Here is a 25765-nt window from a genome sequence, read left to right as displayed (position 1 = left end):
GTGTGCGGGCACCCTTAAGGGTGCCGCTACACAAACGAAGCCAAAAGGCTGTACCTCACGCGGCTGCAAGCCGCTGTAATATCGAAAAACGGGGTGGTTATGACTTCACGACCAACAGGCGGATCGATCTCAACTTCCACTGGTTCTTTGGGTGTCCAGGCTTTTTCACACTGTAAAACCTCATTTGGATAGGTGTCATTACTGTCCATCCAAACATCGATTTGATCGGGAATGCACGACGCACACTCATCCTCCACAATTAAGTACTTCTTCAGATAAGGAACGTACATCTTTGTACTGGGAGACCAATTTCCTCCATTCATTGGGGTGACGATCGCAACTGTAACGGGATCGTCGTAGGTTCCAGTTCCACCGGCAACTTGGTGAATTTTGGGATAAGCGATCGTTGTGCTGGGTGGGTCGTTATCTGGATAACCATAAAAGGTCAATGTCAGTAACTTTGACTCGTTCTGTTGTGCATTATTCAAGTTTCTAGCCATGTAACTACTCCACAGATACTTCCACAAAGTCAAATGCTGTGACTTCCTTCACACCTAACTCGATTGCTTCTTCGTTAGTATCCACGAAGATATCAATCATTTCGCCCTTGATGGCTGTGCCTACATCTAAAGCTTTGGCACGTACTGAGGTTCCATCCCATAGTGTTAAAGTAAACTCTGTTAGCATGGGAATCACATCTGGATCGATGGCGCACTGGAGAAGCCCGGAGCCGTTAAGCGCTTCTTGCAAAGTAGCTCCAGAAATGCCTGATGCAGGCAAATGACCTTGGGTTTCTTCACGGCTGTAAAAAGTCGTCTTTAGGTTTAATGGGGCATTAGGAATTGGCATTGTTTTTTCCTCTGAATTGGTTGGTTTAACTTGATTGGTTCTCGAAGAGTGAGAACATGGAAGTGCTGAGCGGACGCTATCATCAGAGCAGAAGAGATACAACTTTCATTAGTAAACAGGTTGTCCCATAAAGTTACCTGCCGGATTGTAGTGACAAACCAGGACATCGTTGCCATTGCCACTCGCTAAACCACAGCCAACTTCTGTTGTATTTCTCCAAACCACTTGAGTATAATGACCCACATCCATCCAATTCCCGGTACTAGAGACATCAGGAAAAGTACCGTTTATGAAATACTGCTTTTCACCACCCCACATATCTACTAGCTGAGTGACGGAAAAAGCGCCGGTACTGCCCTGAGCTAGGTTTTCTCCAGATCCACTGTGTTCAAACCTCCCAGTTTGAGCCAATTGATCTGCCCACTGTTGAGCACTTGCCGCTAAATCTTCTGACCATTGCAGTGGCGGAACCCCCACTTCGGCTCTATACTTGTTGTGAGCATTTAAAATCTCTTCGGTAAAATTCATAACTTGAATCTCCTTCTTTGTAGAGTAACGCGAACGGAATTTAAGTAGTCAAAATTCGAGAGAAAAGCAGAAAGTCTTTAGTTCCATTTCCTAATGATAGGTAACAGAAGGTTAGTTTTATTTGCTGACCTTCTGTTTTCTTAATGGCTGATTTTGCTCCCAGCTATTTCTCGAATTTATTGAAACCTGTTAAGCAGGAATCTGAAGTTTTTGACCGACTTGTAAACTTTCAGGTTTAATATTGCCGTTAGCAGCAGCAATTTTTGACCACTTATTGCCATCACCATAGTATACTTGGGCGATGTCAAATAAAATGTCACCAGCTTCTACAGTGTGAATGGTAGGAGGATTTCCTTGTTTTCTAGCCATGTTTTTTCTCCTTGGTAAAAGATTGAGATTTGGTGTTTGGATTGAATCGAGAATTAGCTTTTTATTGCTAACCCTTTCGTCCTTTCCTAATAACAATACTATTCTTTCCTACTTGAATTGATAATTAACTATTTTTAGTTACTCAGAGAAGCAAGAGTTAATTATTTTTATATAGTGACATTTTGATGTCCATATAAATATAATTTGTAGTTTCTTTAGTTAAGATGAATGTAGAAAAAAGCAGCAGTAAGTAACTGCCGAAACAATTGCTTACTGCTGCCTCATTACAGCAGATTGCAGCTGTATGAGGTACACCGAAAGTTTGTATAGCGGCAGCATTAATGCTGCCGCTATACAAACGAGAGCCTTAAGGCTATAACTCACTCACTTGCAATCCGCTATAATGCTCAAGCTATTGTAAATCAAATATTTAATGGCTAACAGGGAATATTTTAGTAGCCATTATAACAATGCGTGAGAACGTTGTTTCTCTCTCCAAGCACGGGGAGTATTTTTATAGCGATCGCGAAACTGACAGTAAAAATGATTGATATTTTGATAGCCGACTTTTAAAGCAATCTCATCAACGGAGTAATTAGTTTCTAAAAGTAAGGTACTTGCTGCTGCTATGCGGCGTTCGATAATCCAATTATTAACGGTTTTTCCAGTAAGTTTTCGCACTAAGTCGGTTAAGTAAGCTGAGGAATAGCCGACGGCTTGAGCTACTTGTTTTAGTCTAATATTTTGATGATAATTCAATTCAATGAACTCGAAAACCTCACGGAGTCGAGGAATAGATGGAAATATAGATTCTTGAGTCTTTGTTTTTTTAGTTTCAGCGGTAGTAGAAAAATCTTGATGTGCTAACTGAACAATAACAAGACCATTTTCTGTGCTAACAACGTCAAATCCTGCTGTTTCCAAGCATTTAATTAAGAGGTTTTTGGTTTCAGGATTTTCATCAGTTAATAAAATCTTATTACTTAATTTACTCGGTTTATTTTCTGGAGCTACATTATTATTGTTATTCATAATTCACGCCTTTGAATTAATATTTATATTGCCTTACTTTTTAATAGGTGCATCTCAAATCAACTTATGCAATATTCAAAGGTAAATTGATTTAAAAAATATAAAAAATGAATTAGGCTGGGTTAGATTTATATCATGTCCACTTGCGAAGGGCATCCCATGTCGGGGGCGGGTTTATCAATACAATTCGCCTAGTAGCAACGATTTCTGGTAAAACCCGCCCCTACAACATTATTAACTATACGAGTCCCATACTAGCGGAGATGATATTACTTAACTAACCCAAGTTAATTAATCTCAATCTGACTAGCCGATCTCAGAACTCAAAATTTTCTCTGACGGTGACATCTCCGAAACTGACTTCGATACTAAAGCGTTTTCCCGGTTCACCTTTAAAGTGTTTTAGTTGAATGTAGTTATCTTCACTTCTCGAAGTGACTTCCTGGAGTGTTTTACCCGCTTTAGACAATAAGGTAAATTTAAGATGAGGCGGCAAATACCTTTCTTTACCCGTTGGATGTAACTGACTCAAAATACCTAATTTTTCCTCAGCTTCTTCCGTGACACTCACCAGCAACGCAAAAGTTTGATTTCCCAGTTGCATTCCCAAGTCAATGAGTTTGCCTCGCTTTGCACCCTCCTCAAGGTTTCTGGTACTCAAAGCTAAATTGAATTCTGAGCCGATCAGTCTATCAATAGCCTGCCAAGCTTCATCAAATACCCCCTGTAACCATTGGCTCAATTTGGTTCTGGTTTCCTTCAGATATCCCGGTAATTTTTCTTCAGGAGATGGTACAGGTAAAGGAATAGCAGCCGCTTGTAAGACATGGCAATATAACAGCAAGTGATTTGGATCACCATCAAATAAAGACAGCGGTAGCTGATAACAACCGTCCCGTAATTGTAAATTGAACCGCCAGCGATAGTTAACCAGTTCGTCGTAACGCAGAAAGCCTCTAAGAATAACTTTTTCTTCTTCTTCTAAGACCTCAAGCACTACATAAAAATGAGCGGCGAGTTCTGGTTGCTCGATAGCATCTTGAGGGATATTGACCATTTCATCAAGTAGGTGTTCGGTAGCGATCGCACAAAATTTAAACTCCCCAACCCTGAGATAGTCAATCGAACAATTATCTCGATCGATTGCTCGATCGGGTAGGCGATTGCTTAGCCATTGTTCAAAGCTAAGTAGCGCTAAAGCATTCAGATAAGTTTGCCACTGTTGCGCTTCACCAGTTACGCGATCGCTCATCTCTCTTGCCAGATCGAAATGTTTTGTTCCCAGCCAAATAACTTCGGGAAGCAAGAGTCTCAAATCAGTTGAATGCACCTTGTGATTAAACATTCTTTTACTCCTGTACTAATGTCTTCTCATTGATGTTGTTCAAAGTAAAAACGAAGTTGTTGGGCATATATGCTGTCCATCGAACGGTTCTTCCCCGCTTGGATTTCTTCTGCTGCTTGTTGGAAAATTTCTGCATCAGCAAAAGCTTCAATTTGCTCGGATAAGTTTTTGAGATAGTCTGGTTCGGGGGGAATTTTGGTCAGACCCATATCTTGAGCCTTTTTTAACATCTTGTCGAGAACTTGTTGCACGCAGGAAGCCCGAACCTTGGTAAGAAGTTCCCCTGGATTCAACACCCGCCTCGCTTGATCCCAACTGGTCATTCCCAACAAGGGTGCAATTTCCTTCAGAGACAGGCATTGACAGTAATAGAGTTGCAAACCTGGGATGAATTTTTGAGCGAAAGAAGCATACTTTTTGCTTTTTTGCAAGGTGGTGATGCGATCGCCAATCTCTTTCTCTATTGCACCAGACAATGCTAACCGCAGTTGCTGATAGAAAAACTCCGAAACTTCCCGGTGTTCCACCTCTAATTCATTGATGGAATCGTGAGGTAAATCGGGTCTGGGTACGCAATCTCCCGTATCGGGGTCTTGGATTTCCAGCGGTTCTCTGTAACTCCAAATGTCATACTGTCTCAGTTGCTTTGCTACCTGTCTAAGTTCTTTCATCAACTCGATCGTGGTGTTGATCGCGACATTTCGTTCTTGCAGGCGGGTCAGCATTTCTTGCAGTTGAGTGTTGCAGGGGTCCGGACATTTTTTTGCGCCTTTTGGTTGCTGACGCCTGTCTCGACGGTAGACGGCATGAAAGACTTCTACGATAATGCGATCGCGCACCGATAACCGTTCGAGTTGTGTAGGTCTCGCTCGATTCAAAAGCGCCCAGTCGCTCAGTTGTTTAAAGCCAAATTCTGATAGAAAATCTTTCAGTTCTGGATTTTGTTTAGTTTGCAAGTAAGCCCAATTTTCCAAACTCATGCTGGACTGGGAATTCCGCTTAAAGGTTCGCAGAATCTCAACGGTAAAAAACTTATAAGGCGTTGTCTTAGCTTCACCCTTATTATCCAGGATGAGTTGAGTTTTCCCATCTCTGTCTAAAACGATCGGAGTTTGCCCATCATCATTGAGAACAAATGGCAGCAAATCCCGGTAAGTGAATTGCTTTTCACCCCCGAACAGATTGTCGATTTTTTGGCAAGCTTTCAGAATCGGGTAAGAAACATCGCACCTCAGACAAAGTCCTGCTTGGGCACGACTGGTGGCATCAACAGAATAATTTTTGGCATGAAAATATGATAGCAGAACGGCTTGGATATCCCCATTTTGACCCTGGATTGAATTCGATAACTCTGATTTTGTTTCTAATTCCATAAATTGTTTGTTAAAAAACTCCCGTGCAGTCGGAACCAAACGATATTCATATCCCAAATTTTCGCGAGCTAGACTAATTCGGCAGTTCCAGTATCTTGATGAAGCATCCATAGCTAACACAGTATCCTCAAACTAAGTAGATCGGGAGAATTAAACGGATAAACTCTGCCACCGCTCCGAGTGAAAAGCTCTTTCTTCCCTTCAACTTATGGAAGTGGGAGTTAGGTTTTGATTGCATTTATTCCACTACTTACTTAACATCTTTATTCGGTCAATTACCTCACTGTTTTGGGTGAGATCGTCAGACTTGAGAGGAATAGTGTCTCGGGCTAAAAAACCCAGTTTCTTTGAGTTATGGTAACGAAATATCAGTCTTGACCGCATCAGAAACCGGGTTTTTGCGCTCGACTTGAATGCTCTGTATTCATACCCAGATACTTACTTATAGCGGATTGCAGGCGGTGATGGTACACCTGAGTTTGTCAAGCGCGCTGCCATTTTTGCTGCCGCTATACTTGCCTTGCGCCAAAAGGCTGTACCTCACACGAAAAGCAATCGGCTGTAATTGAGATCTTGCACCAATCTCATAGCCCGCCAGAGAATAAATTCCAAAGCTGACAGCGAAAGTCCGTTAAAACAAACTGGTTTGATGGCATTGAGTCGGTTTTAACCGACTTGTAGAGACGTTACATGTAACGTCTCTACAATCCGGAAATTTATTTCCGGGCGGGTTGGGAGGCTGACGCAAGATCTGATTTAACTTACCTCCCGATCCAATTACATTAGGTAAATAGGTGCCAGGGTTTTGAGCTTATGCAGTTCTGACTTGAATGGTTAGTAGTAGCGCTGTCTTCGCTGTTTGCGCTACCACGAACCAGTTAAATAGCTATCTAATTCTCTAGCGGGCGGGACGCCCACCCCACAAAGCTTTCAACTCTTGTGGGGTGGGCCCTATCTCATCCTATAGCGGGCGGGACGCCCACCCCACAAAGCTTTCAACTCTTGTGGGGTGGGATAATCGCCCGCCATTGTGGTGAGTTTATTTATATTCACCTACTTACTAGACAGGATAGCACTGACATTCTTTCCCATTTCTATCTGAAAAAGTGCATAACTTGATTTCAACTACAACTATTAAAAATCAAGAAAGAGGACAGATTTCTTCTCACTCAAAAACCATTCAAGGAGTACAACAATGTCTAATAACGGTAATGGATATAAACTGATTTTTTCAATGGATTTGGACGATTCCCGCAGCCTTTTATGGGGCAACCTCCAACTGGTTTACCCAGACGGAAATGATATCAATTACCTGGCTACATCGGGAATTGCTGGATATCAAGGCAAGGAAGACCAGTGGACGCGAGCAAGAGGGCCAATTCCCCAGGGATTTGAGTATCGCATTCCCACTACTCCTTACTACGTTCCTACCAAAGGAGTCGAAGGAATGTTCTTCCACATTACGCCAGATCCGGTGGAGTCTTCCTCTGGTGTAACCAGGGGAGAATTTGGCATCCATTTTGATGCCAACGTGCCTGGTTCTGCGGGTTGCATTGTTTTGAAGAACAAGTCGGGATTTGATGCTTTGTGCGATCGCATGGAGCAAATTGCTAAGTCTGGCGTGAATTCCATTCCCGTGCAAGTAAGTTATTCCTGATTTAGCATTCTCTCCCGTTGAATTCCCGTCAGGAATTTCTTGCTGCTGAAGGCTGAAAGCTTTGCTATCGAAACTTTCAGCCTTGTTTGACAAAAACTTAATCTTTTTGACCAGTATGACGGAGATCTAAATATGAGTCTCAAATTTAACAAAAATCAGCTGGATACACTAGGTACTATTCTAGGTTTGATCGCCGGAATCTCAACAGTTTTAAGTACCCAGGGGGTGGTTGATAAAAAAATTGCTGGGACGGTCGGCGGGATTGCTACGGTATTTTTGGGTTATGTTGTGCAGCGTCCGGCAAAGAGTCCTCCTACCACAGAGGAGGCAGAAGAGAAAGAAATTAAGCAGTAGCGAACTTTTTGATTGCAGATGGTGTTCTCAGGCTAGCGACTCTTGAGCAGTTGGGGTTGTTAGCCGATCCAGTTGGATTCTCTAGTTAGGTTTACTCCAGAAAAGTGGAAATGATCGGGTTAATTCCCTATCATTTCCTTTCCTGCAACGATAATAATTTCCATCATAAACAATGACCCATTAATTAATACAAATATTCCATTCGGTCGAAATCTCGCTTGACTTCATACCAGAGGGATTTATTATGGGGGTCTGTTTTCAAAGCTTTTTTAAGATAAATTCTGGCTTTATCTAAATCTCCCTGACTGACTAGATAACGCCCCCAGCGTTGATAAGTAATAGCTTGCCATTGACGCACTTCTATGTCATGGGGTAGGCGTTGGGCGAGTCCTTCAACTAAAGCGATCGCGCGGGGAAATTTTTGCGTTTTCAGCAGCAGTTGCAATTGATCGTAAGATTGCCACTTCAGTTGTTTATCCGTTTCCGATAACGGAGGTTCTGGCGTAACTGGCTTTTCCTTCCGAGTTGTTACTGTTACCTTTGGCGGCGGCGACCACTCAGCGGCTTTATAAGGCGTTGCGGGTGGCTTTTCTTTGGGTATCTCTACTGTCGGTGCGATCGCCAGCAGAATTTCGTAAGCCTCAGTAATCGCAATAAACTTTTCCTTCGCTTGCCCATCCGTCGGGTTAACATCAGGATGATACCGTCGCGCCAATCGCCGATAAGAAGCTTTAATTTCAGCAATTGACGCGCCGGTATTTAATTCTAACAATCGGTAACAATCTGCCAGATTCATGATCGGGAGTTTATTTTAGATTTTAGATTGGGTAATCGGTAATCGGTAATGGCGTTCCCAGGCAGGAGCCTGGGGATTGCGTTACCAGGCAGGAGCCTGGTAACGAGGGTAAAATCACCAATTACCAATTACCAATTACCAATTACCCATTCCCAAATCCAAAATTTTATTACCGTTCCTCGATCACCTTATCGATCAGGCCATATTCCTTAGCCTCATGCGCCGACAAGAAAAAGTCTCGATCCATATCTCGCTCGATCTTTTCCAGGGGTTGACCCGTCCGTTGAGCGTAAATTTCATTCAGCTGACGGCGAACCCGCAGAATTTCTTTCGCTTCAATCTGAATATCCGTAGCTTGACCCCGCGTACCGCCAGAAGGTTGGTGGAGCATGATCCGCGAGTGAGGCAAAGCCATGCGTTTTCCTTTTGTCCCAGCCATCAACAGGAAAGACCCCATCGAGGCTGCTAGACCCATACAAATCGTGATTACCTCAGATTTGATGTACTGCATGGTGTCGTAAATTGCCATGCCTGCGGTGACCGAGCCGCCGGGAGAATTGATATACAGATAAATCGGCTTGGTTTGATCGTCGGAATCTAAATACAGCAAGTAAGCAACGATCGCATTAGCAATGCCATCATCCACTTCTTCTGTCAGGAAAATAATGCGTTCCCGAAATAGACGATCTTCTAGAGAAATCCATTGTTCGTAGGAACCACCGGGAAGGCGATACGGAACGCTGGGAATACCAATAGGCATAGGATTGCAGGGGGGTTACTTTGAAGGTTGATTGCAACAGTTCCAGAGCAAAACTAAGTCAACGCTGGAACTGGGTTAGACAGTTCTTTGGTGCTTTGGAGGACGCGATCGATCAGTCCGTACTCTTTAGCTTCCTGGGGGGTCATATAGAAAATGCGTTCGCTGTCTTTAGCAATTTTCTCAACTGACTGCCCCGTATTTTGCGCCAGAATATCCAGGACTACGGCTTTTTTGTCCAAGACTTCTTTAGCGTTGATTTGAATGTCGGTTGCTTGACCTTGCGTTCTGCTGCGAAACTGGGTGAGAGCGATCGATGCGTGGGGCAAACTAACTCGTTTTCCTTTGGTTCCAGATGATAGGATAAAAGCTGCCATGCTGACAGCTTGACCCAAACAAATGGTTACAACTTCTGACTTGATGTGCTGCATCGAGTCGTAAATTGCCAAGCCAGACGTAATCGACATCATACCAACCGTTTCATTCGTCATACCCGCCAGGACAGGATCGCCCACAGAATTGATATAAAGGTAGATCGGTTTGGTTTGGTCGTCTGAGTCCAGATACAACATTGCGGTAATCAGCGAATTCGCCATATCGGTAGTAAGTGGCTGGTTCAAGAACAGAATTCGCTCCTGGCTCAAGCGAGTATAAATATTGACCCACTGCCAATAGTTACTACCTGGAATGTTGTAGGGTACCCGAAGTGCTGCATTAACAGGCATAGGATAGGAAGATACTTAGGCGAATGTGGGTATTGGTGCAGGTAGATCTTTCTTGCTTTCCAGGACGCGATCGATCAGTCCATACTCTTTGGCTTCTTGGGGTGTCATGTATAACATCCGCTCAGTGTCTTTGGCGATTTTTTCCGCTGGCTGCCCCGTGTTTTTGGAGAAAATTTCCAGTATGGCTGCCTTGTTTGCCAACACTTCCTTAGCGTAAATTTGGATATCCGTTGCTTGACCCCGCGTGCCACTCCGAGGTTGGTTTAAAACAATCGTGGCGTGAGGCAAACTGGCTCGACAACCTTTTGTTCCCGCTGATAAAATCATGGCTGCGGTTCCCATTGCCTGACCAAGGCAGATCGTATGCACGGGTGTCTTGATATAGTTGATCGTGTCGCAGATGGCAAAGGCTTCTGTTTCATAGCCGATCGCATCTCCGGTATACCAAGAAGTACCTGTGGAGTTGATGTAGAAGAAAATCGGCTTTTCTGGATTGTCAAATTGCAGATAGAGCAATTGGGCAATAATTAGCTTGGTGACATCGACTCCCATTTGACGCTTGTATTCGTCAGGGGAAATGAGGGGAGTTCCCAGATAAACAATCCGTTCCTTCAACATTAAGGACGGTAGATCTGGGGGGGGTGTGCGAAAAGAGGCATCTCCGTAGTAGGGAGCTTGAACAGCCTTAATCGGTGAGTCCATATGCGCGTTCCAAAACAATGGCTCTATCTTTCTTTAAATCATAGTAACGCGCTGGCGGGGTATACATAAAGGCAGACGCGGTACGGCTCCCAACACCTATGCTTGTTCTATTATCCTTCTTGATTGGCCTAAGCTAATGGTAGGTTGCGAAAAGTCCTGATCGCGCCTTGAGGTAGCCTATATTACTCATTGTTGGAGTTTGGGGTATGAAAGTCGGGTTAAATCCAGTATGGAATGATGTTAATATTGATGCCCATCAGACATCGAGCCAGCGTCAGCTGGAGATGTCAATTCGAGCGATCGCAGATGCACCAAGTCGCAATGTGCCGCTGAATTTATGCTTAATCTTGGATCATTCTGGCTCGATGGCCGGGCGTCCCTTAGAAACGGTGAAACAGGCAGCCGGACGCCTTGTAGAGCGACTTTCACAGGGCGATCGCTTGTCTGTGGTAGTCTTCGATCACCGCGCTAAAGTTTTAGTCTCTAATCAAGTTATTGATAATCCAGCCAACATTAAACGCCAAATCGCTCTGCTAAAGGCAGACGGGGGAACCGCCATCGATGAAGGGTTGAAGCTGGGAATTGAAGAAATGGCGAAGGGTAAGCGAGAAGCGATTTCCCAGGCATTTTTATTAACCGACGGCGAAAACGAACACGGCGACAATAACCGCTGCCTGAAATTAGCCGAACTCGCTGCCAGCTATAACCTGACGGTGAACACCTTGGGATTTGGCGATCGCTGGAACCAAGATATATTAGAACGCATTGCCGATGCCGGTCGCGGTACTCTTTCTCACATCGCCAAACCGGAACAAGTACTCGACGAGTTTGGTAAGCTGTTCAACCGCATCCAGTCGGTGGGATTAACTAATTCTTACCTGTTATTGGAACTCATGCCCCAAGTGCGGCTAGCAGAACTCAAACCGATTGCCCAAGTAGCACCCGATACCATCGAACTACCAGTCCAAAAGGAGGGGGATCGGTTCGTCGTGCGACTGGGAGATTTGATGACCGATTTAGAGCGGGTTGTCTTGGCTAACCTTTATATTGGTCAGATGCCAGAAGGAAAACAAACCATTGCCAGATTGCAAATCCGCTACGATGACCCAGGAGTCGATCGGACAGGATTGCTTTCTGAATTGATTCCGGTAGAGGCGAACTTCGTGCCAAATTACCAACCAGTCCTCAACCCGCAGGTACAAAAGTCTATATTGGCCTTGGCGAAATACCGACAAACACAGTTAGCCGAGACAAAATTACAACAAGGCGATCGCGTCGGTGCTGCTACGATGCTGCAAACTGCGGCAAAAACAGCACTGCAAATGGGCGACAAAAACGCCGCCACCGTCCTGCAAACCAGTGCTACTAGATTGCAAGAAGGGCAAGAACTTTCAGACAGCGATCGCAAGAAAACCCGCATCGTTTCTAAAACCGTGTTACAGAGCGACTCTTGAATTGCTAATTGCTAATTGCTAATTGGTAATTGGTCAAATAAACTATGACCTTATAACCGATGCAATTACACCTTCATGCCTTCAACGGCCTGGAGGCGGGCAAAAATCATCCGCCCAGCAGATGTTTGTAAGGCCGAGGTGACGATTACTCGTAGTTGGCTCCCCACGTACCGACTTCCTTCTTCGACCACAACTAGCGTCCCGTCATCCAGATAGCCGATGCCCTGACTCGGTTCTTTGCCTTCTTTAATAATCTTCAGATCCAAGCTGTCACCAGGTAGATAAGAAGGACGAAGCGCTTGCGCTAGGTCGTTAATATTCAAGACGGGTACTCTCTGCACGCTGGCAACTTTACTTAAGTTGAAGTCGTTGGTCAGCAGAGTACCGTTGATTTCCTGCGCCAAACGTACCAGCTTGGCATCCACCGTGGGTATATCGTCGTAGTCCGCCGAGTGGATGACGATGCGTTCTGGGTGATCCGTCTTCATCCGGTTAAGAATATCCAGTCCCCGACGTCCCCGGACTCGCTTTTGATCGTTAGCGGCATCGGCGACTTGCTGTAATTCCCGCAGCACGAACTGCGGCACCAGAATTTGACCTTCGATAAACCCGGTATCGAGCAGTTCTTCAATGCGTCCGTCGATAATGCAGCTGGTATCTAAAACCTTGGTCGCTGCTGGTTTGAGCGTGCCTTCTGCGACTAACAGGGTTTCCACCGAGTTGGGATTAATCAGCCGCAAAAAGGCTCGTCCGTGGGTATCGGCTAAAGTTACGCCGGTAAACCCGAAGGTGACGCTGGCTAAAACTGCTACCACTGGCTGAATAAAAGCGACCTCCGCCGGAATGGGCAGTAAAGACACCGGTGCCAGCATCAAGTTTGCCACCAACAGCCCGATTACCAAGCCTATGGAACGGGTGATCAGGACTTCTACAGGCATTTCGCGGACTTGTCTTTCGATGCGCCGGTAAGTTGTTTGGGCGCTTAAACCAAGGGCAATTCCGAGTATGGCTCCAAAACCGGCGTTTACCCAGCGCAAACCCTCTAGATTCGTCACTTGCGTCAGTGCGCCAGAAGGTAGCAAATCAACCCCGTGGAACCCTATCCCCGCTGCTGCTAGGATGAATAAAATAATTATGATTGCGTCAAGCATTGTCTTCAGCTAATTGGGATTTAATTTCCATTTTGTTGGAATCATTAAGAACCGATTAAAATCAAACGCAACCGTTTGATTTTCCACTTTTATATTATATCTTCAACGCTTTGCGTCCTTTGTTTCACATTAATTGCGGAAAACCGTAAACATCTCTACACATTGGTACAATTTTCCCTTGCTCCGTTGATTAAATTTACAAGTGTTAATCAAAATACAAACAGGTAAAACTGATAAATCTGCTCAAAGGCTGATTGAGTCAGGTTTTCAGGACTTACCCCCATATTCCCGGTTTCTCCGAAAAATCCAGGAATTACGCAAAAAAACCCGGTTTCTCCGAAAAATCGTGCGTTTACACCAGCGAGATTGACGCATCACCTTTGTTTTTCACCCCGCCTGCCTAAGTCCTTAAATCGTTGGTTTGGCAACCAGAGATATGCCTCCCAACGCTAGCGCGAACGACGGTCTCACCTTTGTTTCTGGCAACGCCCTGGCGTCAGTCCTGGTTTTTTGATGCAGGGTAGCCTAAACGAAGGTTTTTTGGTACAAGTAGGGGAAAGCCTGACTGGGATTTGCCGACGGGCGCTCAAGCGCCTACTACAAACCCTGCTATCGCTCTCTCACCATTCCCCCGTCCTACCCTTCGAGACTCCTGTCGCCGGTTTCCCGAACAACTTCTGCTTATTATTACCTAAATGTTGGTATAAATTAATTCAAAAATCCAAACTGTATTTAGGTTAAAATGTCATCAATCCTCAGGATCCAGCAATTAACGACGGTAAAAAAAGAGGCAGCATCTCTAAATAAACCGACTTCAGCCTATATCCACATTCCCTTCTGTCGGCGGCGGTGCTATTACTGCGATTTTGCGATATCTGTAGTGGGAGATAAACTCAGTGGCGAAAACTCCGGCACAATTTCTCAGTATGTAGAGTGGTTATGTAAAGAAATAGAAGCAACGCCAAAATTAGGAGAATCTCTCAAGACAGTTTTCTTTGGGGGTGGGACGCCTTCCCTAGTATCAGTGCAACAGTTAAATCGCATCCTGTCAGTCATAGAAAAGCAATTTGGGATTGCATCTGATGCCGAGATTTCAATGGAAATAGACCCCAGAACCTTTGATTTAATTCAGCTACAAGGATATCGAAATGCTGGGGTAAATAGAATTAGTTTGGGCGTCCAAGCGTTTCAGGATGAATTGCTCAAAATTAGCGGGCGATCGCATACCGTCGCCGACATCTTCGCAGCCGTTGAGTTAATCCGTCAAGTCGCGTTTCCCTCATTCAGCATCGACTTGATTTCTGGACTGCCGTATCAAACTTTACAACAGTGGCAGGAGTCATTAGAAACAGTAGTAGGAATAGCACCCACTCACGTCTCAGTTTACGACTTAATTGTCGAGCCAGTGACCGCTTTTGCGCGACAATATCAACCAGGTGTCAAACCATTACCCAGCGACGAAATGACCGTACAAATGTATAAACTGGCGCAACAAATACTGACAAATGCCGGTTACGAACATTATGAAATTTCCAACTATGCCCAATCCGGACATCAATGTCGCCACAATCGAGTTTACTGGGAAAATCGCCCCTATTATGGGTTTGGTATGGGTGCGGCGAGTTACGTTGAGGGAAAAAGATTTACCCGACCTCGTACAAGGCAGGAGTATTATAAATGGGTAGCATCGGGTTGCCAGATAGATGATTCAGAATTATCGGCAAATGATATTTTGTTAGAAACATTGATGCTGGGATTGCGTCTAGCAGAAGGTTTGGATTTATCTAATTTATTGCAGCAATTTGGAGAAGAGACGTTAAAGGAAATTTGGACTTGTTTGCAACCCTATTATCAGCAAGGTTGGGTCGAAATTTTAAATGAAGAATCTGAATTAAATAAATTCCCGAAATCTGGTATGTTGAAATTAACAGACCCAGAAGGATTCTTATTTTCTAATACAATTTTGGCAGCTTTATTTGAGCAACTGGAGACAAACAATAATAAACGTAGGGTGCGTTAGCGACAGCGTAACGCACCGCTCAAAGTTAGCAACTGTCGCTAGTCTTTTCGCCTTGCGCGTACTTATTATTGTCAATCCATAAGCTATGAATTTTCAATAATATACGACTTGTAAAATCGCCCAATCGATTGCATTAATAATTGCCTCAACAACATTCTTTTTCTGCTCTAATGGTGCAAGTTGCTGAGCCAAGAGGCGACGATCGGCATCACGATTAATTGTTTGAACTGTCCGTACAAAACTACCGATACTACCACCACCTCTAAATTTAGAACCTCTTTGACGTACTCTATCTGTGTACGCTGCACGAATTTGCTTCTGCTGTTGAGAAATTTCTCTTTTTATCAGAGCATACTCCTTTTTCTTCAGCTTTAATTCTTTAATAGCTATTTTTGCTTCTGCTATTGACTTAGCTGAAACAAGTAACTGACCATCTTCAGTAATGGATACAAAACCGTTCTGATGTGGCAACATGTCTGGATCTATTTATGCTTGTGGCTTAGCTTTCTCTTAGGATACCCAATAATACCCGTAGTGACACCCCACATCTAGTATAAAATCCTAAGATAAATAAACGCCTGTTTAAAAGCCTGATAAATATAGCTGATAAACTCAAGTCGAAATCAGTAGTTATAGGATGGATTAAGCGCTCGCTTGCCGCACCAAATTAAAGTCATCGACTGTCTGATGCGGTTTCACTGTCCATTGTTCTAGGCATCGTTTCAATTAACGCCCGTAAAACCTTATTTACAGACTCCGGTGTTGTGAAAACTTGAGCAACATCCTCTTCTAGCACAACGACTTTCATTTTTCGCTTTCCACTTTGAGTAGCAAAGCGATTAGGTTTTGCCTTCTGGTAGTTAAAATTGTACTCAGGCAAAAGCTCGTCCTCAGAGTTTGGAGAGCGATCAAAAGGCGTTTTCTTCATAATCTTCACGCTCTTTTCGGGTAGCTAGACGGGCGCTAATAATACGGATGCTGTTGGGACGTTCAGTAAAGCTGACTAGCAATAACCGATTTTGCTGAGAGTGACCAATGATAATTTCCCGTTGCTCGTCTACGGAATAAGCTTTATCATCGAAAATAACCGCCAGTGGATTGTCGAAGACGGTCTTGGCTTCTTCAAAACTGACACCGTGCTTTTTGAGGTTAGCGGCTGCTTTAGCTTCGTCCCACTCAAACTCCATACGCTAATGATAAATCATTGTTGCCAATACTCGTCTACCGTCCATTTGGCTGTAGTTACCCATAGAGATCGCTTTTGCAGTCGGGTTACATTGTATAGCTACAAAGTCAAGCACAACAACGGCTTGGATGCCAACGCCGGGAGGTGAAGGTAAAGAACCCGGATTAAAGCGCCCCCGGAGGCAAGATTTGGCAAATTTGCCGACAGGGCAAACTAGCGATCCCAATTTTTGCCAAAATTAAGGATGATTTGCCATGAAGTAAATTTGCAGCAAAAGACATGGCTGGAAAAGTAATCGATGATAGCGCCAGTGGCGTTCTAATTCTCATTATCCCCTTTGCGCTGGCGATCGTTCTCTTGTTCACGGCTTGGCCTCTACTACTGGTGCTAGTTTTGCTAGGCGGTGCTTTGAATGTTTGGCAGCGCTACCAATGGCTAAAGTGGAGCCTGCAACTTAACCCAATTTTCCACCAGCTAATCCAAGCAAACCAAGGATGCCTGACAGCACTGGATTTGGCAATGAAGGCCAACATCTCCGGAACGGCAGCAAAGCGGTTCTTGGATGCCAAAGCTAAGGAATTCGGTATCCGTGCTATTGAGTACGAAGATAAGGGAACGGTGTATTATTTTACAACCGGCAGCACCCTAAACAGCCTGCTTGATGGCAGCGAAACACGCAAAGAAATTCCGCTCAGACGATCAATAACTGCTGAGCAAATGCCAGTGGCAGTGGCGCCAGAAACTGTCGCCAGCGTTGGGGAAATATCAACAACTGCTGAGCAAATGCCAGTGGCAGTGGCGCCAGAAACTGTCGCCAGCGTTGGGGAAATATCAACAACTGCTGAGCAAATGCCAGTGGCAGTACCGCCAGAAACTGTCGCCAGCGTTGGGGAAATATCAACAACTGCTGAGCAAATGCCAGTGGCAGTACCGCCAGAAACTGTCGCCAGCGTTGGGGAAATATCAACAACTGCTGAGCAAATGCCAGTCGCAGCGCCGGGAGAAACTGTCGCCAGGGAAGCGGAACCCTTAACGGCTGAAGCTGATACGCCAACAGAGGCGCAAACGGAAGCACCGCCGCCAGAACAGCAGCCGACTGAATACGACGATCAGGAGGAACTGGAACCATTAGTAGCAGAAAAATCCCCCAAAAAACTGATGGCTTTTGGTTCTCTAATTCAAATCGAACTTGCGAACCGACTGGGAGTTCATTCCAGCACGGTTTATAAACGCAGATACGATTCGGATTTTCCGGAGTGGAGCAAAAGCAGAGATCCACAGGGAATTGCTTGGGAATACTCGGAAGATACAAAGGAGTTTTACCCAGTAGAAACCAAGTAGCTCATCCCCTCTTAACTGGATGCGATCGCTCTTGCAGATACTCGAGCAGGGGAGCAACCCCTTGTGGTACGGTCATGTCATCGAAGGATACATGATGGCTACCCTCGCTCGTTTCGACGGTGAGGTCGTAATTCAACAGATCCCTTGCCGTCGGATTGGACCCGCTTTGAGCCTGCATAATACCGCTCTGTTCGACTAATGACCCTAACCTAGCGGCTTCGTCGGCGGGTAGCGAGTCTGTATCGAACTCACAACCCATTCTCAACCCTGCGTATCCTCCCGATTGACGAAATGTAACTTTCATGCTATATACACCTCGCTGGCAATCCGATAGCGATTCAATCGTGGTCAAGATTCAAAGCGGATGATTTAGAGAGGAGCGATCGGCTCAGTAATACAAGACTTACACAAAGAAACCCGGTTTTTAGGAAAAATGGTGGGTTTGGCAGCCAGAAATCTGCGAAAAAACCGGGTTTCTGGCCAGGTCCCGCGCCAGTCCTGAGCTAAACAGTAATGCCAACGGCATCCCATGCCTTTTTAACAGCCTGTTGTTCGATGCTGCCAGTTCCAAACATCGTCCCAGCAACTTCATGAGTCATTGATGCAGCTTCTTGAAAATCGCTAAATCGATTCAGATTCTTTAGTGTCTGATACCAAATTGGCCCGACTTTTTCCCATGGGTTTCCACCCAGTTCCATTGCCACCAGATAGAAGGCGTGATTCGGAATGCCTGAGTTAATATGCACCCCACCATTATCGTCAAATCCGGTGTATTTATCTTTCATGTGTTTGGGCTGGGGATCGGTTCCCAAAATTGGGTCGTTCTCGTAAGCTTTTTCAGCTTTAAAGCTTCGCAAACACTTGGCTTTAACGCGAGAACCCATGATAGCATTGCCGAGCATCCAGTCAGCTTGAGTAACATCTTGTTTGAGATGCCACTGTTTGACTAAGGCGCTCATCGCATCGGCAAAGTGTTCGTTAAGTGCCCCCGATTCATTCAAATATTGTAAGTTGCTGGTATGTTGAACAACTCCGTGGGTTAGCTCGTGGGCAACTACGTCCAAACCTTTAGTAAATCTGATAAACAACGAGCCATCTCCATCTCCATAAACCATCTGTTCGCCATTCCAGAAAGCGTTGTTATATCTCGTCCCAAAGTGAACGCTGGAGATCAGGCTCATTCCCCGATCGTCTAGAGAGTTGCGGTTCAATATTTCTTTGTAGAAATCGTAAGTAACTCCAGAATAATCGTATGCCTCGTTCGCAGCTTCATCGCTAACTGGGGGGTCACCTTCAGAACGGACAAGTTTCCCCGGAAGAAGTTGCATCAAGTTGATATGATTCATGTCGTACACGAGGCGGTATTTTGTAGCCGCTGGTGACGGTATTGCTGCCATTATTGGCATTCTGGAAAGTGTCAACCGCATCGCACGCGCCGCCGCAGATCGCTTGATAGCATCAAGGGCAAGACGGCGAATTTCTGCGTCATCGGACTCTAATAGACGATCGAGTACGTGAGGCGGAAGAAAGCAATGCAAATGGTTGTGACAAGTATGCATTTTTGTCTCCTGTTTTTTGTGAATTAAGGTATTTAATGCGCCTGTTCAAAAGGGGTGGGCTTAGTTTAATGGGTATCTGTAAAACCCACACCATATATTGGGCGAATTGTTGTTACAAATTCGCGGTTACCCACGCCGCCGCCGCAATGGCGCGAGCAATGTCAGTCGCGTATTGGATATCGACGACTGTATCGGATTTCATGTGATAATTTGGATTGGCTTCGGGTTGTGGCGAATCCAAATTTGGCCCAGCGAAGAAATCCTCGGAAACAACGCAGGCAGCGTATCCCCGTTCGTGAAAGCTGGCATGATCGCTTCTACCCGCAGCTGGGTCTGGTTGGGTGTAAATTTGAATTGGCTTTAGTTCTGGGGATATCTGTTCGGTTAGCTTTGCCAGGCGTTTGGCGAGAACTAAAGACCTGTTTTGCACGTCTTGTGAAGGCAAATAGCCAACGTGAACTTCAAAAGAACGAGGAGGTTTGACGTTATAGCCGATCATATCGATTTGGTAGACGGCTACAATCGGTGCTGCGATCGCAGCTTGTCCTCGCGCATAAGCTTTACTCCCAACTAAACCATGTTCTTCTGCATTAAACAGCACAAAACGAATCGAACGCTTTGGCGGTTTAATTTCGCCTAGCTGCTTGATTACACCCGCCATTGCCAACACCGCCGCAACGCCGCTACCGTCGTCGTCTCTGCCGGGGGCAATATCTTTTTGCGGGTCGAAATCGTGGCTGAAGGCAGCTGTAGAATCCAAGTGCGCGGTAATTAAAACCATTTCCTCTGATTCGCTACCGCGCAATTCGGCTTCCACGTTATGCAGAGTGCGGCCTTCATGGATGAATGGGTACAATCTGACTGTAAAATTGTCACCACCTATCGCCATCAGATCCCTTGCTAATGCTTCCGTTGCTAAGGCATTATCGGGATTTTGAATGTGCCGACTTTTAATCTTGATATCACTTGCTGCATTAAGTGGTTTAATCCCGCTGTAACGGTCAAGGTAATTATTAATCAGTTCGGGAGTAATTTCTTGCAGCTTCTCCAATTCCTCAGAAGTTAAAGATAGCTCCTCTGTTGGTAGTTGAATAAAGCTCGCCATTCTGGCATTGTTGCCCTCTCCAAATGGTTCGAGCAAACTCAGATCGGGCAACAGTTTAAGATTGTGTCCGTGATATGCTTCTTCAAAGTGATATTGCTCAACGGAACGACCTGCGGGTAAGGCGATGAAAAGCCCTTCACGCGATGAAGACAATACCCAATTCGATGTTTCACTTTCGGTAAAAAACTGGGCGGAATGTCCTTCTGGCGCTAGAAAACCCGTGCGCGTTTGCCTATCGTCTCGCAGCAGATACAACTCGGTTGTTAGAGGCACATCCTCCCTAAGGAGCCTATCTACTTCAAACCCCAAATCATCCAGTCTGGCGGCGGTATCTGTAGAAGCGATCGCATACACTTTCCTTCCTTTTTCCCCCGTTACGTACAATGGAACTACAGGCAAATTTCTCATTACTTTCCGCCATTCTTGTTCGCTTCTCTCCGCTGGAACTGCAACGCGAATATATCTTAAATGGCTCCCGTTCAGCACTTCCCAAGCCAGCAGCGGATGCGGCGCAACTCGCCAACCAGCTTCTCTTGCATAACTCCGTTCCTGACTATCCTCCCCCACAAATAAACATTCGTTCAAACTATCAGAATACCCTGCTTTACTTGCAGCCTGCTTAAATATTTCTGAGGAATCTTTCGCCCCAAAAATCAGCAGTTCCGGAGCTAAAAATTGGTAAATTCCGCTCGCTTCCAGCACTCTCTTGATATTTTCGGGTGTATCGGCACCGATATTCGATATAATCCCGATGCGAATCTTGCGAGCGCGCAGGTATCCCAATACACCTGGCACATAAGGGTAAACATCCAAACCTTCAAGGCGATAAGGCAAAGGTGAGATGATCGCCGCTCCCAGCGTATCGCCAATGTCGAAAAAAACAGCAGGCGCTCTGTTGTCGCTCATGATTTAAACTGCCAACTTTCAATCGATGTTTTTAATTAAAACAATGAGATTCATTCCCAAGTTTTAACTCTTTGTAATTAAGTTTTGTTAAGCTACTGGCAGAATTATAAAAGTTAATTTCAGCCAGGGGCTTATTCGGACGTTATCAAGAGGTATTCTTAAGGTATAGCAACTTAATTTATCAATTCATTGGATTTGAAAACAAAATTTATATTTGCGAGATAGCGATTTTATCATGGTTAAAAATAGTCAATAAATATCACGATCATCTGCTTGGCTATTGCCGCTAGGAGCAATCTGGCTCTACTTATCCCGGCTGGCTCTCGATACAATAGCCACAGGTAAGCTCTTGCCTCGTCATTACTTGGCGATTCAATCATGAGCGATGGAATTCAATTTTATATCTTCGGGTATTTAAAATTAATCATCCCGCAGATAGATGCAGTTAATTTTGAATTGATATTAGGAATTGCCACGGGAAATTACTCTCTGCCTGCCAAGGATTGGTTAAATCTCTTCTGGCGGTTAATTCTTTCCTTAATCCTGGGAGCAATTATTGGTTTAGAACGCCAACTGAAACACAAACCAGCAGGGTTAAGAACTCACATGTTGGTGAGTTTTGGTTCAGCCATCTTTGTTTTGATACCCCTAGAACTCGGTGCAGCCCAACATAATTTTGACGCGATTAGTCGGGTGATTCAGGGTATTGCTGCTGGGATTGGTTTTATCGGTGCGGGGGAAATTTTACGGGAATCTCAGCCAAATGGGAGGTCAATGCCAGTGAGCGGGCTGACTTCGGCGGCAGCTATTTGGGTTTCGGCGGCTTTAGGAATTGCTGCTGGATGTGGCTTGTGGCAATTGGGATTAATGGGCGCAATTCTATGTTGGTTAGTTCTGAGTATTTTTAAAATATTAGAGCCTCACAAGTAGTTTGGTTCTGAGGTTAATTTTCCTCAGAAAGACTACGTACCGCTCGACGTTGCCGCCAAACTTCTAAACTGAAGATACAAGCAATTAACCAAACAAATCCCGCCGCGTATCCAGCTATAACATCAGTGGGCCAGTGGACGCCTAGATAAAGCCGACTTAAACCAATTGCTGCAATTAATAAAATAGTCACGCTGAGAATAGATTTCCTCCAGCGGTGGAAGCGAGTAGCTAGCAAATAGCCTAGCATCCCGTAGATGACGAGGGAAACCATAGCGTGACCGCTGGGGAAACTGTAGAAACTGACATCAACAGTACGTTGCCACAACATTGGTCTAGCGCGGGCAAACAAGTTTTTCAGCAAAAAGTTTAAGCCGATAGCACCGATACATGCGATCGCTAACGTCATTGCTGCGGATCTGTGCCTGCGAAACAACAGCCAACTTGCCACAATCAGGCATATTACTAGCAAGAAAGACGGTTGCCCAAGAAACGTAATCGCTGGCATCACTCGATCTAGCAGCGGCGTATGCAGACGCAATAGCGCCAGCAAAATTGCAGAGTCGAATTTCTGAGTTTGATTTTCTAATACTTCATCTGCAATTAGTGCGAACCCCCACAGCGCTAAGGCAGCTGCTAGCAAACCTCCAACTCGAATTGCTGAGAGTAGCGGCAGCAGTCTAGCGTAACCCTTTTGCCGCCAGAGTCGAATAATTTGCCGACTCTTGTGACGCAACCAGTGCAGAGGCATGATTTATCAGCCCTCACCGTCAAGACCGCAATGAAACGTAACTAAACTAAGCTAAACTTTCCCAAGCTTGGGTAACCACATCCTTAAGCCAACGCCGTTGCTGGATATCCAACAGTCTGTCATCGGCGAGGACTTCAGCGGTTAACTGTTCTAAGGATTTGCCTTGGTTGCGGGAAATCTTAATCACGCCCGCGATCGCTGCGGCGACCAATTCTTCGTCTACGGGCTTTTGCCGCAAGGCGGCAACTTCTTGTGGGCTGGCTGGAATGGGATAATTCATGGCGTGTGAGTGAGAGGAGCGACTACCTTAATTAAAATGAGAAACTTGTAAAGTTTTTTAAGAAAACCTTAAGTAACCGGAATTTTACCGTACTTTGAGCCTTTGTCAATTCCTCCTTTTTGGTTAAGTTAACCCCCATAGAGAGCGGCACAATGGAAGAAATCCTTTATTTAGAAGTTCCCACCCAGGATACAGGAGCAGTTCGCGCTTGGTTACAACAAAGCTTTAACCCAGGCTGCGGAGAAAAGATCGCTACCCGCGATGGCTTTCTGCTTAGGGTTCCCAAACCTACATCAGAAGCAACAACGATTCCGGAAACGTCAACCGCAGCCGAACTATCCGCTTTTGTTTGGTCGGTGCAGCGAACCACCTATCTGAAGGTGTTTCGCACTGGCGCAAAAGTCCCGCAACAAAGCCAGATTCTCCAACGCCTGAAAACCCAAATCCGCACTCAGTTTCCCCATCAATATCCGGAACCTCCCGCAATCGATTTGTCGCAACAGTCGATTTTTGCAGCCCTAGCGCCCCATTATCCGCAGACGGTTCGTTATTTTGAGAAAATGCCCAATGGCGAGTACGATCTAACCCGCGTCTACTGGTGGGAGCAACGCTGGCGCAATAGCGTCCGCAATCCGCAGCAGCCGAAGCAAGTTATTTTTAAAGCAGGTGAGCAGGTGAGCAAAGGAGCAGGTGAGAATGTAGATTCTACTTCTCACGCGCCCACCTGCCCACCTGCCCACCTGCCCCCTTACGACCTAATTTATGTAGGTGGTGCTTTAGGGGTGATTCACGCGGCGGTGATGGCGCGGCTGGGTTATCGGGTGCTGCTGCTGGAACGGTTACCGTTTGGCAGAATGAATCGGGAATGGAATATTTCCCGCGAAGAGTTTCAAAACGTTATCGATTTGGGTTTATTTACCCCGGCTGAGTTTGAAAGCATTATTGCCAGGGAATATGTAGACGGGTTTAGTAAATTTTTTGATGCGAACAATCCGCCCCACCTGAAAGCGCCTGTTTTGCATACTCCAACCGTACTAAATGTGGGTTTGGATGCAGAAAAACTGCTGCGATTGTGCGGACAAAAACTAACCGCAGCCGGAGGTGAAATTTGGGACGAAACGGAATTTGTGCGGGCAGATGTAGGGCAAGATGGGATAGTCGTTCAAGCTAAACATTTACCCAGTCAATCCGAGCGAGTTGCCAAAGGACGACTGTTAGTAGATGCGATGGGAACCGCATCGCCGATTGCGTGGCAATTAAACGGAGGTCGCGCTTTTGACAGCGTTTGTCCGACGGTAGGGGCGGTAATTGAAAAAGGATTTGAGCCGGGGGTGTGGGATTCTCAATACGGCGATGTCCTTTATAGTCACGGGGATATTTCCCGGGGACGACAGTTGATTTGGGAGTTATTTCCCGCCGAAGATGATGCGCTGACGATTTATTTATTTCACTACCACGAAGTAAATCCAGATAATCCTGGTTCGTTGTTAGAGATGTACGAAGACTTTTTCCAGATTTTGCCAGAGTATCGGCGGTGCGATATGGATAAGTTGGTGTGGCGAAAGGCGACGTTTGGGTATATACCGGGACATTTTAGCGTCGGGAGTCGCGATCGCACCGTTGCCTTCGACCGTCTCATCGCCATCGGCGACGCCGCCTCGCTCCAATCTCCCCTTGTTTTTACCGGATTTGGCTCTTTAGTTCGCAATCTCGGACGCTTAACCGAATTGTTGGATACGGCGCTGAAATACGATTTGCTTTCCGCCAAACACTTGAACCAAATTCGCGCCTATCAAAGCAATATTTCGGTCACCTGGCTATTTTCTAAAGGCATGATGGTTCCCACTGGAAGCTTCTTGCCGCCCCAGCGAATTAACTCAATGCTCAATACCTTTTTTGGTATTTTGGCAGCCGAACCCATCCCCGTGGCGGAAACTTTTATTAAAGACCGAACCAACTGGCTGACTTTTAACCGACTCGCACTTAAAGCAGCCAGAATCAACCCGGCGTTAATAGTTTGGATTTGGGAACTTGCTGGGGCAAAAGATTTCCTGCGCTGGGTAGGCAGCTATCTAGACTTTACCATCAGTGCTTTCATCGGCTGGTTGTTGGCAGGTTGGTTCCCTACTTTGCTGCGACGCCTACAGCCAGTTTTAGAACCCCGATTTCCTTCCCTGTGGCTGTGGCTGTTGGCGCTGAGTTATGCCTACACTACTGGTGTAGGGCGCAAAGCACAAAGCGCTCTGGTGCCACCTGGTAGGTGGGCAGGCGAACAGCAGGCATAGGGCAATTTCTGCGTAGGGGCACGGCATCCGAAATATTCTGTACAAGCCAACATTTGATGATTGCCGTGCCCCTACAACACCTGAGGGCACGGCATCCGAAATATTCTGTACCAGCCAACATTTGATGATTGCCGTGCCCCTACAACACCTGAGGGCACGGCATCCGAAATATTCTGTACAAGGGAAGATTTGATGATTGCCGTGCCCCTACAACAGCTGAGGGCACGGCATGGGAAATATTCTGTACCAGCCAACATTTGATGATTGCCGTGCCCCTACAACAGCTGAGGGCACGGCATGGGAAATATTCTGT

At 45.6% G+C, this 25765-nt stretch carries 27 protein-coding genes; 7 read left to right on the top strand and 20 right to left on the bottom strand.

The genetic code is table 11. The features are described from left to right. Positions 1 to 26: 26 nt before the first annotated feature. From MiSe_RS11275 to MiSe_RS11245, 7 genes are all read right to left on the bottom strand, one after another. Positions 27 to 500, bottom strand: a complete 474-nt coding sequence (locus MiSe_RS11275) for a hypothetical protein (RefSeq protein ID WP_226578905.1) — start codon at positions 498 to 500, stop codon at positions 27 to 29. Positions 501 to 504: 4 nt separating this feature from the next. Next, positions 505 to 849, bottom strand: coding sequence for a 3D domain-containing protein (locus MiSe_RS11270; RefSeq protein WP_226578902.1), 345 nt, complete (start codon positions 847 to 849; stop codon positions 505 to 507). A 108-nt stretch (positions 850 to 957) separates the two neighbouring features. Next, the gene (locus MiSe_RS11265; RefSeq protein WP_226578900.1) at positions 958 to 1377 is read right to left on the bottom strand and encodes a CAP family protein; all 420 of its coding nucleotides are present in this window, start codon (positions 1375 to 1377) and stop codon (positions 958 to 960) included. A 189-nt stretch (positions 1378 to 1566) separates the two neighbouring features. Beyond that, positions 1567 to 1746, bottom strand: coding sequence for a LysM peptidoglycan-binding domain-containing protein (locus MiSe_RS11260; protein WP_226578896.1), 180 nt, complete (start codon positions 1744 to 1746; stop codon positions 1567 to 1569). A gap of 462 nt (positions 1747 to 2208) precedes the next feature. Then, the gene (locus MiSe_RS11255) at positions 2209 to 2778 is read right to left on the bottom strand and encodes a helix-turn-helix domain-containing protein (RefSeq protein WP_226578892.1); all 570 of its coding nucleotides are present in this window, start codon (positions 2776 to 2778) and stop codon (positions 2209 to 2211) included. Positions 2779 to 3094: 316 nt separating this feature from the next. Further along, positions 3095 to 4123: a DUF1822 family protein gene (locus MiSe_RS11250; protein WP_226578889.1), complete on the bottom strand. Its 1029-nt coding sequence runs from the start codon at positions 4121 to 4123 to the stop codon at positions 3095 to 3097. A 26-nt stretch (positions 4124 to 4149) separates the two neighbouring features. Further along, entirely contained in the window at positions 4150 to 5607 is a 1458-nt protein-coding gene (locus MiSe_RS11245) for a hypothetical protein (RefSeq protein ID WP_226578886.1), read from the bottom strand. A 1084-nt stretch (positions 5608 to 6691) separates the two neighbouring features. Between MiSe_RS11245 and MiSe_RS11240 the strand changes: the two genes are divergently transcribed. Together MiSe_RS11240 and MiSe_RS11235 are read left to right on the top strand one after the other, a co-directional pair. Next, on the top strand, positions 6692 to 7153 hold the full coding sequence (locus MiSe_RS11240) for a DUF2778 domain-containing protein (protein WP_226578883.1): 462 nt from the start codon (positions 6692 to 6694) through the stop codon (positions 7151 to 7153). Between the two features lie 132 nt (positions 7154 to 7285). Next, on the top strand, positions 7286 to 7507 hold the full coding sequence (locus MiSe_RS11235; protein ID WP_226578880.1) for a hypothetical protein: 222 nt from the start codon (positions 7286 to 7288) through the stop codon (positions 7505 to 7507). 184 nt (positions 7508 to 7691) lie between these two features. On the opposite strand, the gene MiSe_RS11230 is transcribed toward MiSe_RS11235, so the two are convergent. From MiSe_RS11230 to MiSe_RS11215, 4 genes are all read right to left on the bottom strand, one after another. Then, complete coding sequence (locus MiSe_RS11230; RefSeq protein ID WP_226578878.1) at positions 7692 to 8303, bottom strand: J domain-containing protein; 612 nt, start codon at positions 8301 to 8303, stop codon at positions 7692 to 7694. Between the two features lie 169 nt (positions 8304 to 8472). Next, entirely contained in the window at positions 8473 to 9063 is a 591-nt protein-coding gene (locus MiSe_RS11225; RefSeq protein ID WP_226578876.1) for an ATP-dependent Clp protease proteolytic subunit, read from the bottom strand. Between the two features lie 53 nt (positions 9064 to 9116). Beyond that, positions 9117 to 9785 (bottom strand): ATP-dependent Clp protease proteolytic subunit, encoded by a 669-nt coding sequence (locus MiSe_RS11220; RefSeq protein ID WP_226578874.1) that lies wholly within the window; start codon positions 9783 to 9785, stop codon positions 9117 to 9119. A 15-nt stretch (positions 9786 to 9800) separates the two neighbouring features. Further along, positions 9801 to 10487: an ATP-dependent Clp protease proteolytic subunit gene (locus MiSe_RS11215; protein WP_226578872.1), complete on the bottom strand. Its 687-nt coding sequence runs from the start codon at positions 10485 to 10487 to the stop codon at positions 9801 to 9803. A 206-nt stretch (positions 10488 to 10693) separates the two neighbouring features. Here MiSe_RS11215 and MiSe_RS11210 point away from each other — a divergent pair, with 206 nt between their 5' ends. After that, positions 10694 to 11941 (top strand): vWA domain-containing protein, encoded by a 1248-nt coding sequence (locus tag MiSe_RS11210; protein ID WP_226578870.1) that lies wholly within the window; start codon positions 10694 to 10696, stop codon positions 11939 to 11941. A gap of 65 nt (positions 11942 to 12006) precedes the next feature. Here MiSe_RS11210 and MiSe_RS11205 read toward each other — a convergent pair whose 3' ends face one another. Continuing rightward, positions 12007 to 13092: a PIN/TRAM domain-containing protein gene (locus tag MiSe_RS11205; RefSeq protein WP_226578868.1), complete on the bottom strand. Its 1086-nt coding sequence runs from the start codon at positions 13090 to 13092 to the stop codon at positions 12007 to 12009. 742 nt (positions 13093 to 13834) lie between these two features. Between MiSe_RS11205 and hemW the strand changes: the two genes are divergently transcribed. Beyond that, positions 13835 to 15112, top strand: a complete 1278-nt coding sequence (gene hemW / locus MiSe_RS11200) for a radical SAM family heme chaperone HemW (protein ID WP_226578865.1) — start codon at positions 13835 to 13837, stop codon at positions 15110 to 15112. 93 nt (positions 15113 to 15205) lie between these two features. Here hemW and MiSe_RS11195 read toward each other — a convergent pair whose 3' ends face one another. From MiSe_RS11195 to MiSe_RS11185, 3 genes are all read right to left on the bottom strand, one after another. Beyond that, positions 15206 to 15586 (bottom strand): hypothetical protein, encoded by a 381-nt coding sequence (locus MiSe_RS11195; protein ID WP_226578862.1) that lies wholly within the window; start codon positions 15584 to 15586, stop codon positions 15206 to 15208. 199 nt (positions 15587 to 15785) lie between these two features. Beyond that, positions 15786 to 16040 (bottom strand): hypothetical protein, encoded by a 255-nt coding sequence (locus MiSe_RS11190; RefSeq protein WP_226578860.1) that lies wholly within the window; start codon positions 16038 to 16040, stop codon positions 15786 to 15788. After that, a complete protein-coding gene (locus MiSe_RS11185) occupies positions 16021 to 16299 on the bottom strand; it encodes a BrnT family toxin (protein WP_226578857.1) in 279 nt (92 codons plus the stop codon). The genes MiSe_RS11190 and MiSe_RS11185 overlap by 20 nt, the downstream gene beginning before the upstream one ends. 278 nt (positions 16300 to 16577) lie before the next feature. Here MiSe_RS11185 and MiSe_RS11180 point away from each other — a divergent pair, with 278 nt between their 5' ends. Next, positions 16578 to 17639, top strand: a complete 1062-nt coding sequence (locus tag MiSe_RS11180; RefSeq protein ID WP_226578854.1) for a hypothetical protein — start codon at positions 16578 to 16580, stop codon at positions 17637 to 17639. Position 17640: 1 nt separating this feature from the next. Here MiSe_RS11180 and MiSe_RS11175 read toward each other — a convergent pair whose 3' ends face one another. The 3 genes from MiSe_RS11175 to MiSe_RS11165 all read right to left on the bottom strand — a co-directional run bounded on the left by MiSe_RS11175 (position 17641) and on the right by MiSe_RS11165 (position 21209). Continuing rightward, entirely contained in the window at positions 17641 to 17943 is a 303-nt protein-coding gene (locus MiSe_RS11175) for a protealysin inhibitor emfourin (protein ID WP_226578851.1), read from the bottom strand. A 199-nt stretch (positions 17944 to 18142) separates the two neighbouring features. Next, positions 18143 to 19198, bottom strand: a complete 1056-nt coding sequence (locus MiSe_RS11170) for a M4 family metallopeptidase (protein WP_226578849.1) — start codon at positions 19196 to 19198, stop codon at positions 18143 to 18145. A gap of 112 nt (positions 19199 to 19310) precedes the next feature. After that, the gene (locus tag MiSe_RS11165; RefSeq protein WP_226578846.1) at positions 19311 to 21209 is read right to left on the bottom strand and encodes a M28 family peptidase; all 1899 of its coding nucleotides are present in this window, start codon (positions 21207 to 21209) and stop codon (positions 19311 to 19313) included. 378 nt (positions 21210 to 21587) lie between these two features. On the opposite strand from MiSe_RS11165, the gene MiSe_RS11160 reads away from it, so the two are divergent. Beyond that, complete coding sequence (locus MiSe_RS11160; protein ID WP_226578844.1) at positions 21588 to 22139, top strand: MgtC/SapB family protein; 552 nt, start codon at positions 21588 to 21590, stop codon at positions 22137 to 22139. A gap of 13 nt (positions 22140 to 22152) precedes the next feature. On the opposite strand, the gene MiSe_RS11155 is transcribed toward MiSe_RS11160, so the two are convergent. Next, positions 22153 to 22887 carry a phosphatase PAP2 family protein gene (locus tag MiSe_RS11155; RefSeq protein ID WP_226578842.1) on the bottom strand — a complete coding sequence of 245 codons (735 nt, stop codon included), beginning with the start codon at positions 22885 to 22887 and terminating at the stop codon, positions 22153 to 22155. Between the two features lie 46 nt (positions 22888 to 22933). Beyond that, the gene (locus tag MiSe_RS11150) at positions 22934 to 23167 is read right to left on the bottom strand and encodes a hypothetical protein (RefSeq protein ID WP_226578840.1); all 234 of its coding nucleotides are present in this window, start codon (positions 23165 to 23167) and stop codon (positions 22934 to 22936) included. A gap of 152 nt (positions 23168 to 23319) precedes the next feature. Here MiSe_RS11150 and MiSe_RS11145 point away from each other — a divergent pair, with 152 nt between their 5' ends. After that, positions 23320 to 25452, top strand: coding sequence for an NAD(P)/FAD-dependent oxidoreductase (locus tag MiSe_RS11145; protein WP_226578838.1), 2133 nt, complete (start codon positions 23320 to 23322; stop codon positions 25450 to 25452). Positions 25453 to 25765: the final 313 nt, after the last annotated feature.

The sequence above is a fragment of the Microseira wollei NIES-4236 genome (assembly GCF_020521235.1).
GTDB classification, from domain to species: Bacteria; Cyanobacteriota; Cyanobacteriia; order Cyanobacteriales; family Aerosakkonemataceae; genus Microseira; species Microseira wollei.
The sequence above is the reverse complement of the archived record's forward strand: the minus strand, read 5'-3'. Positions and strand labels throughout refer to the sequence as shown.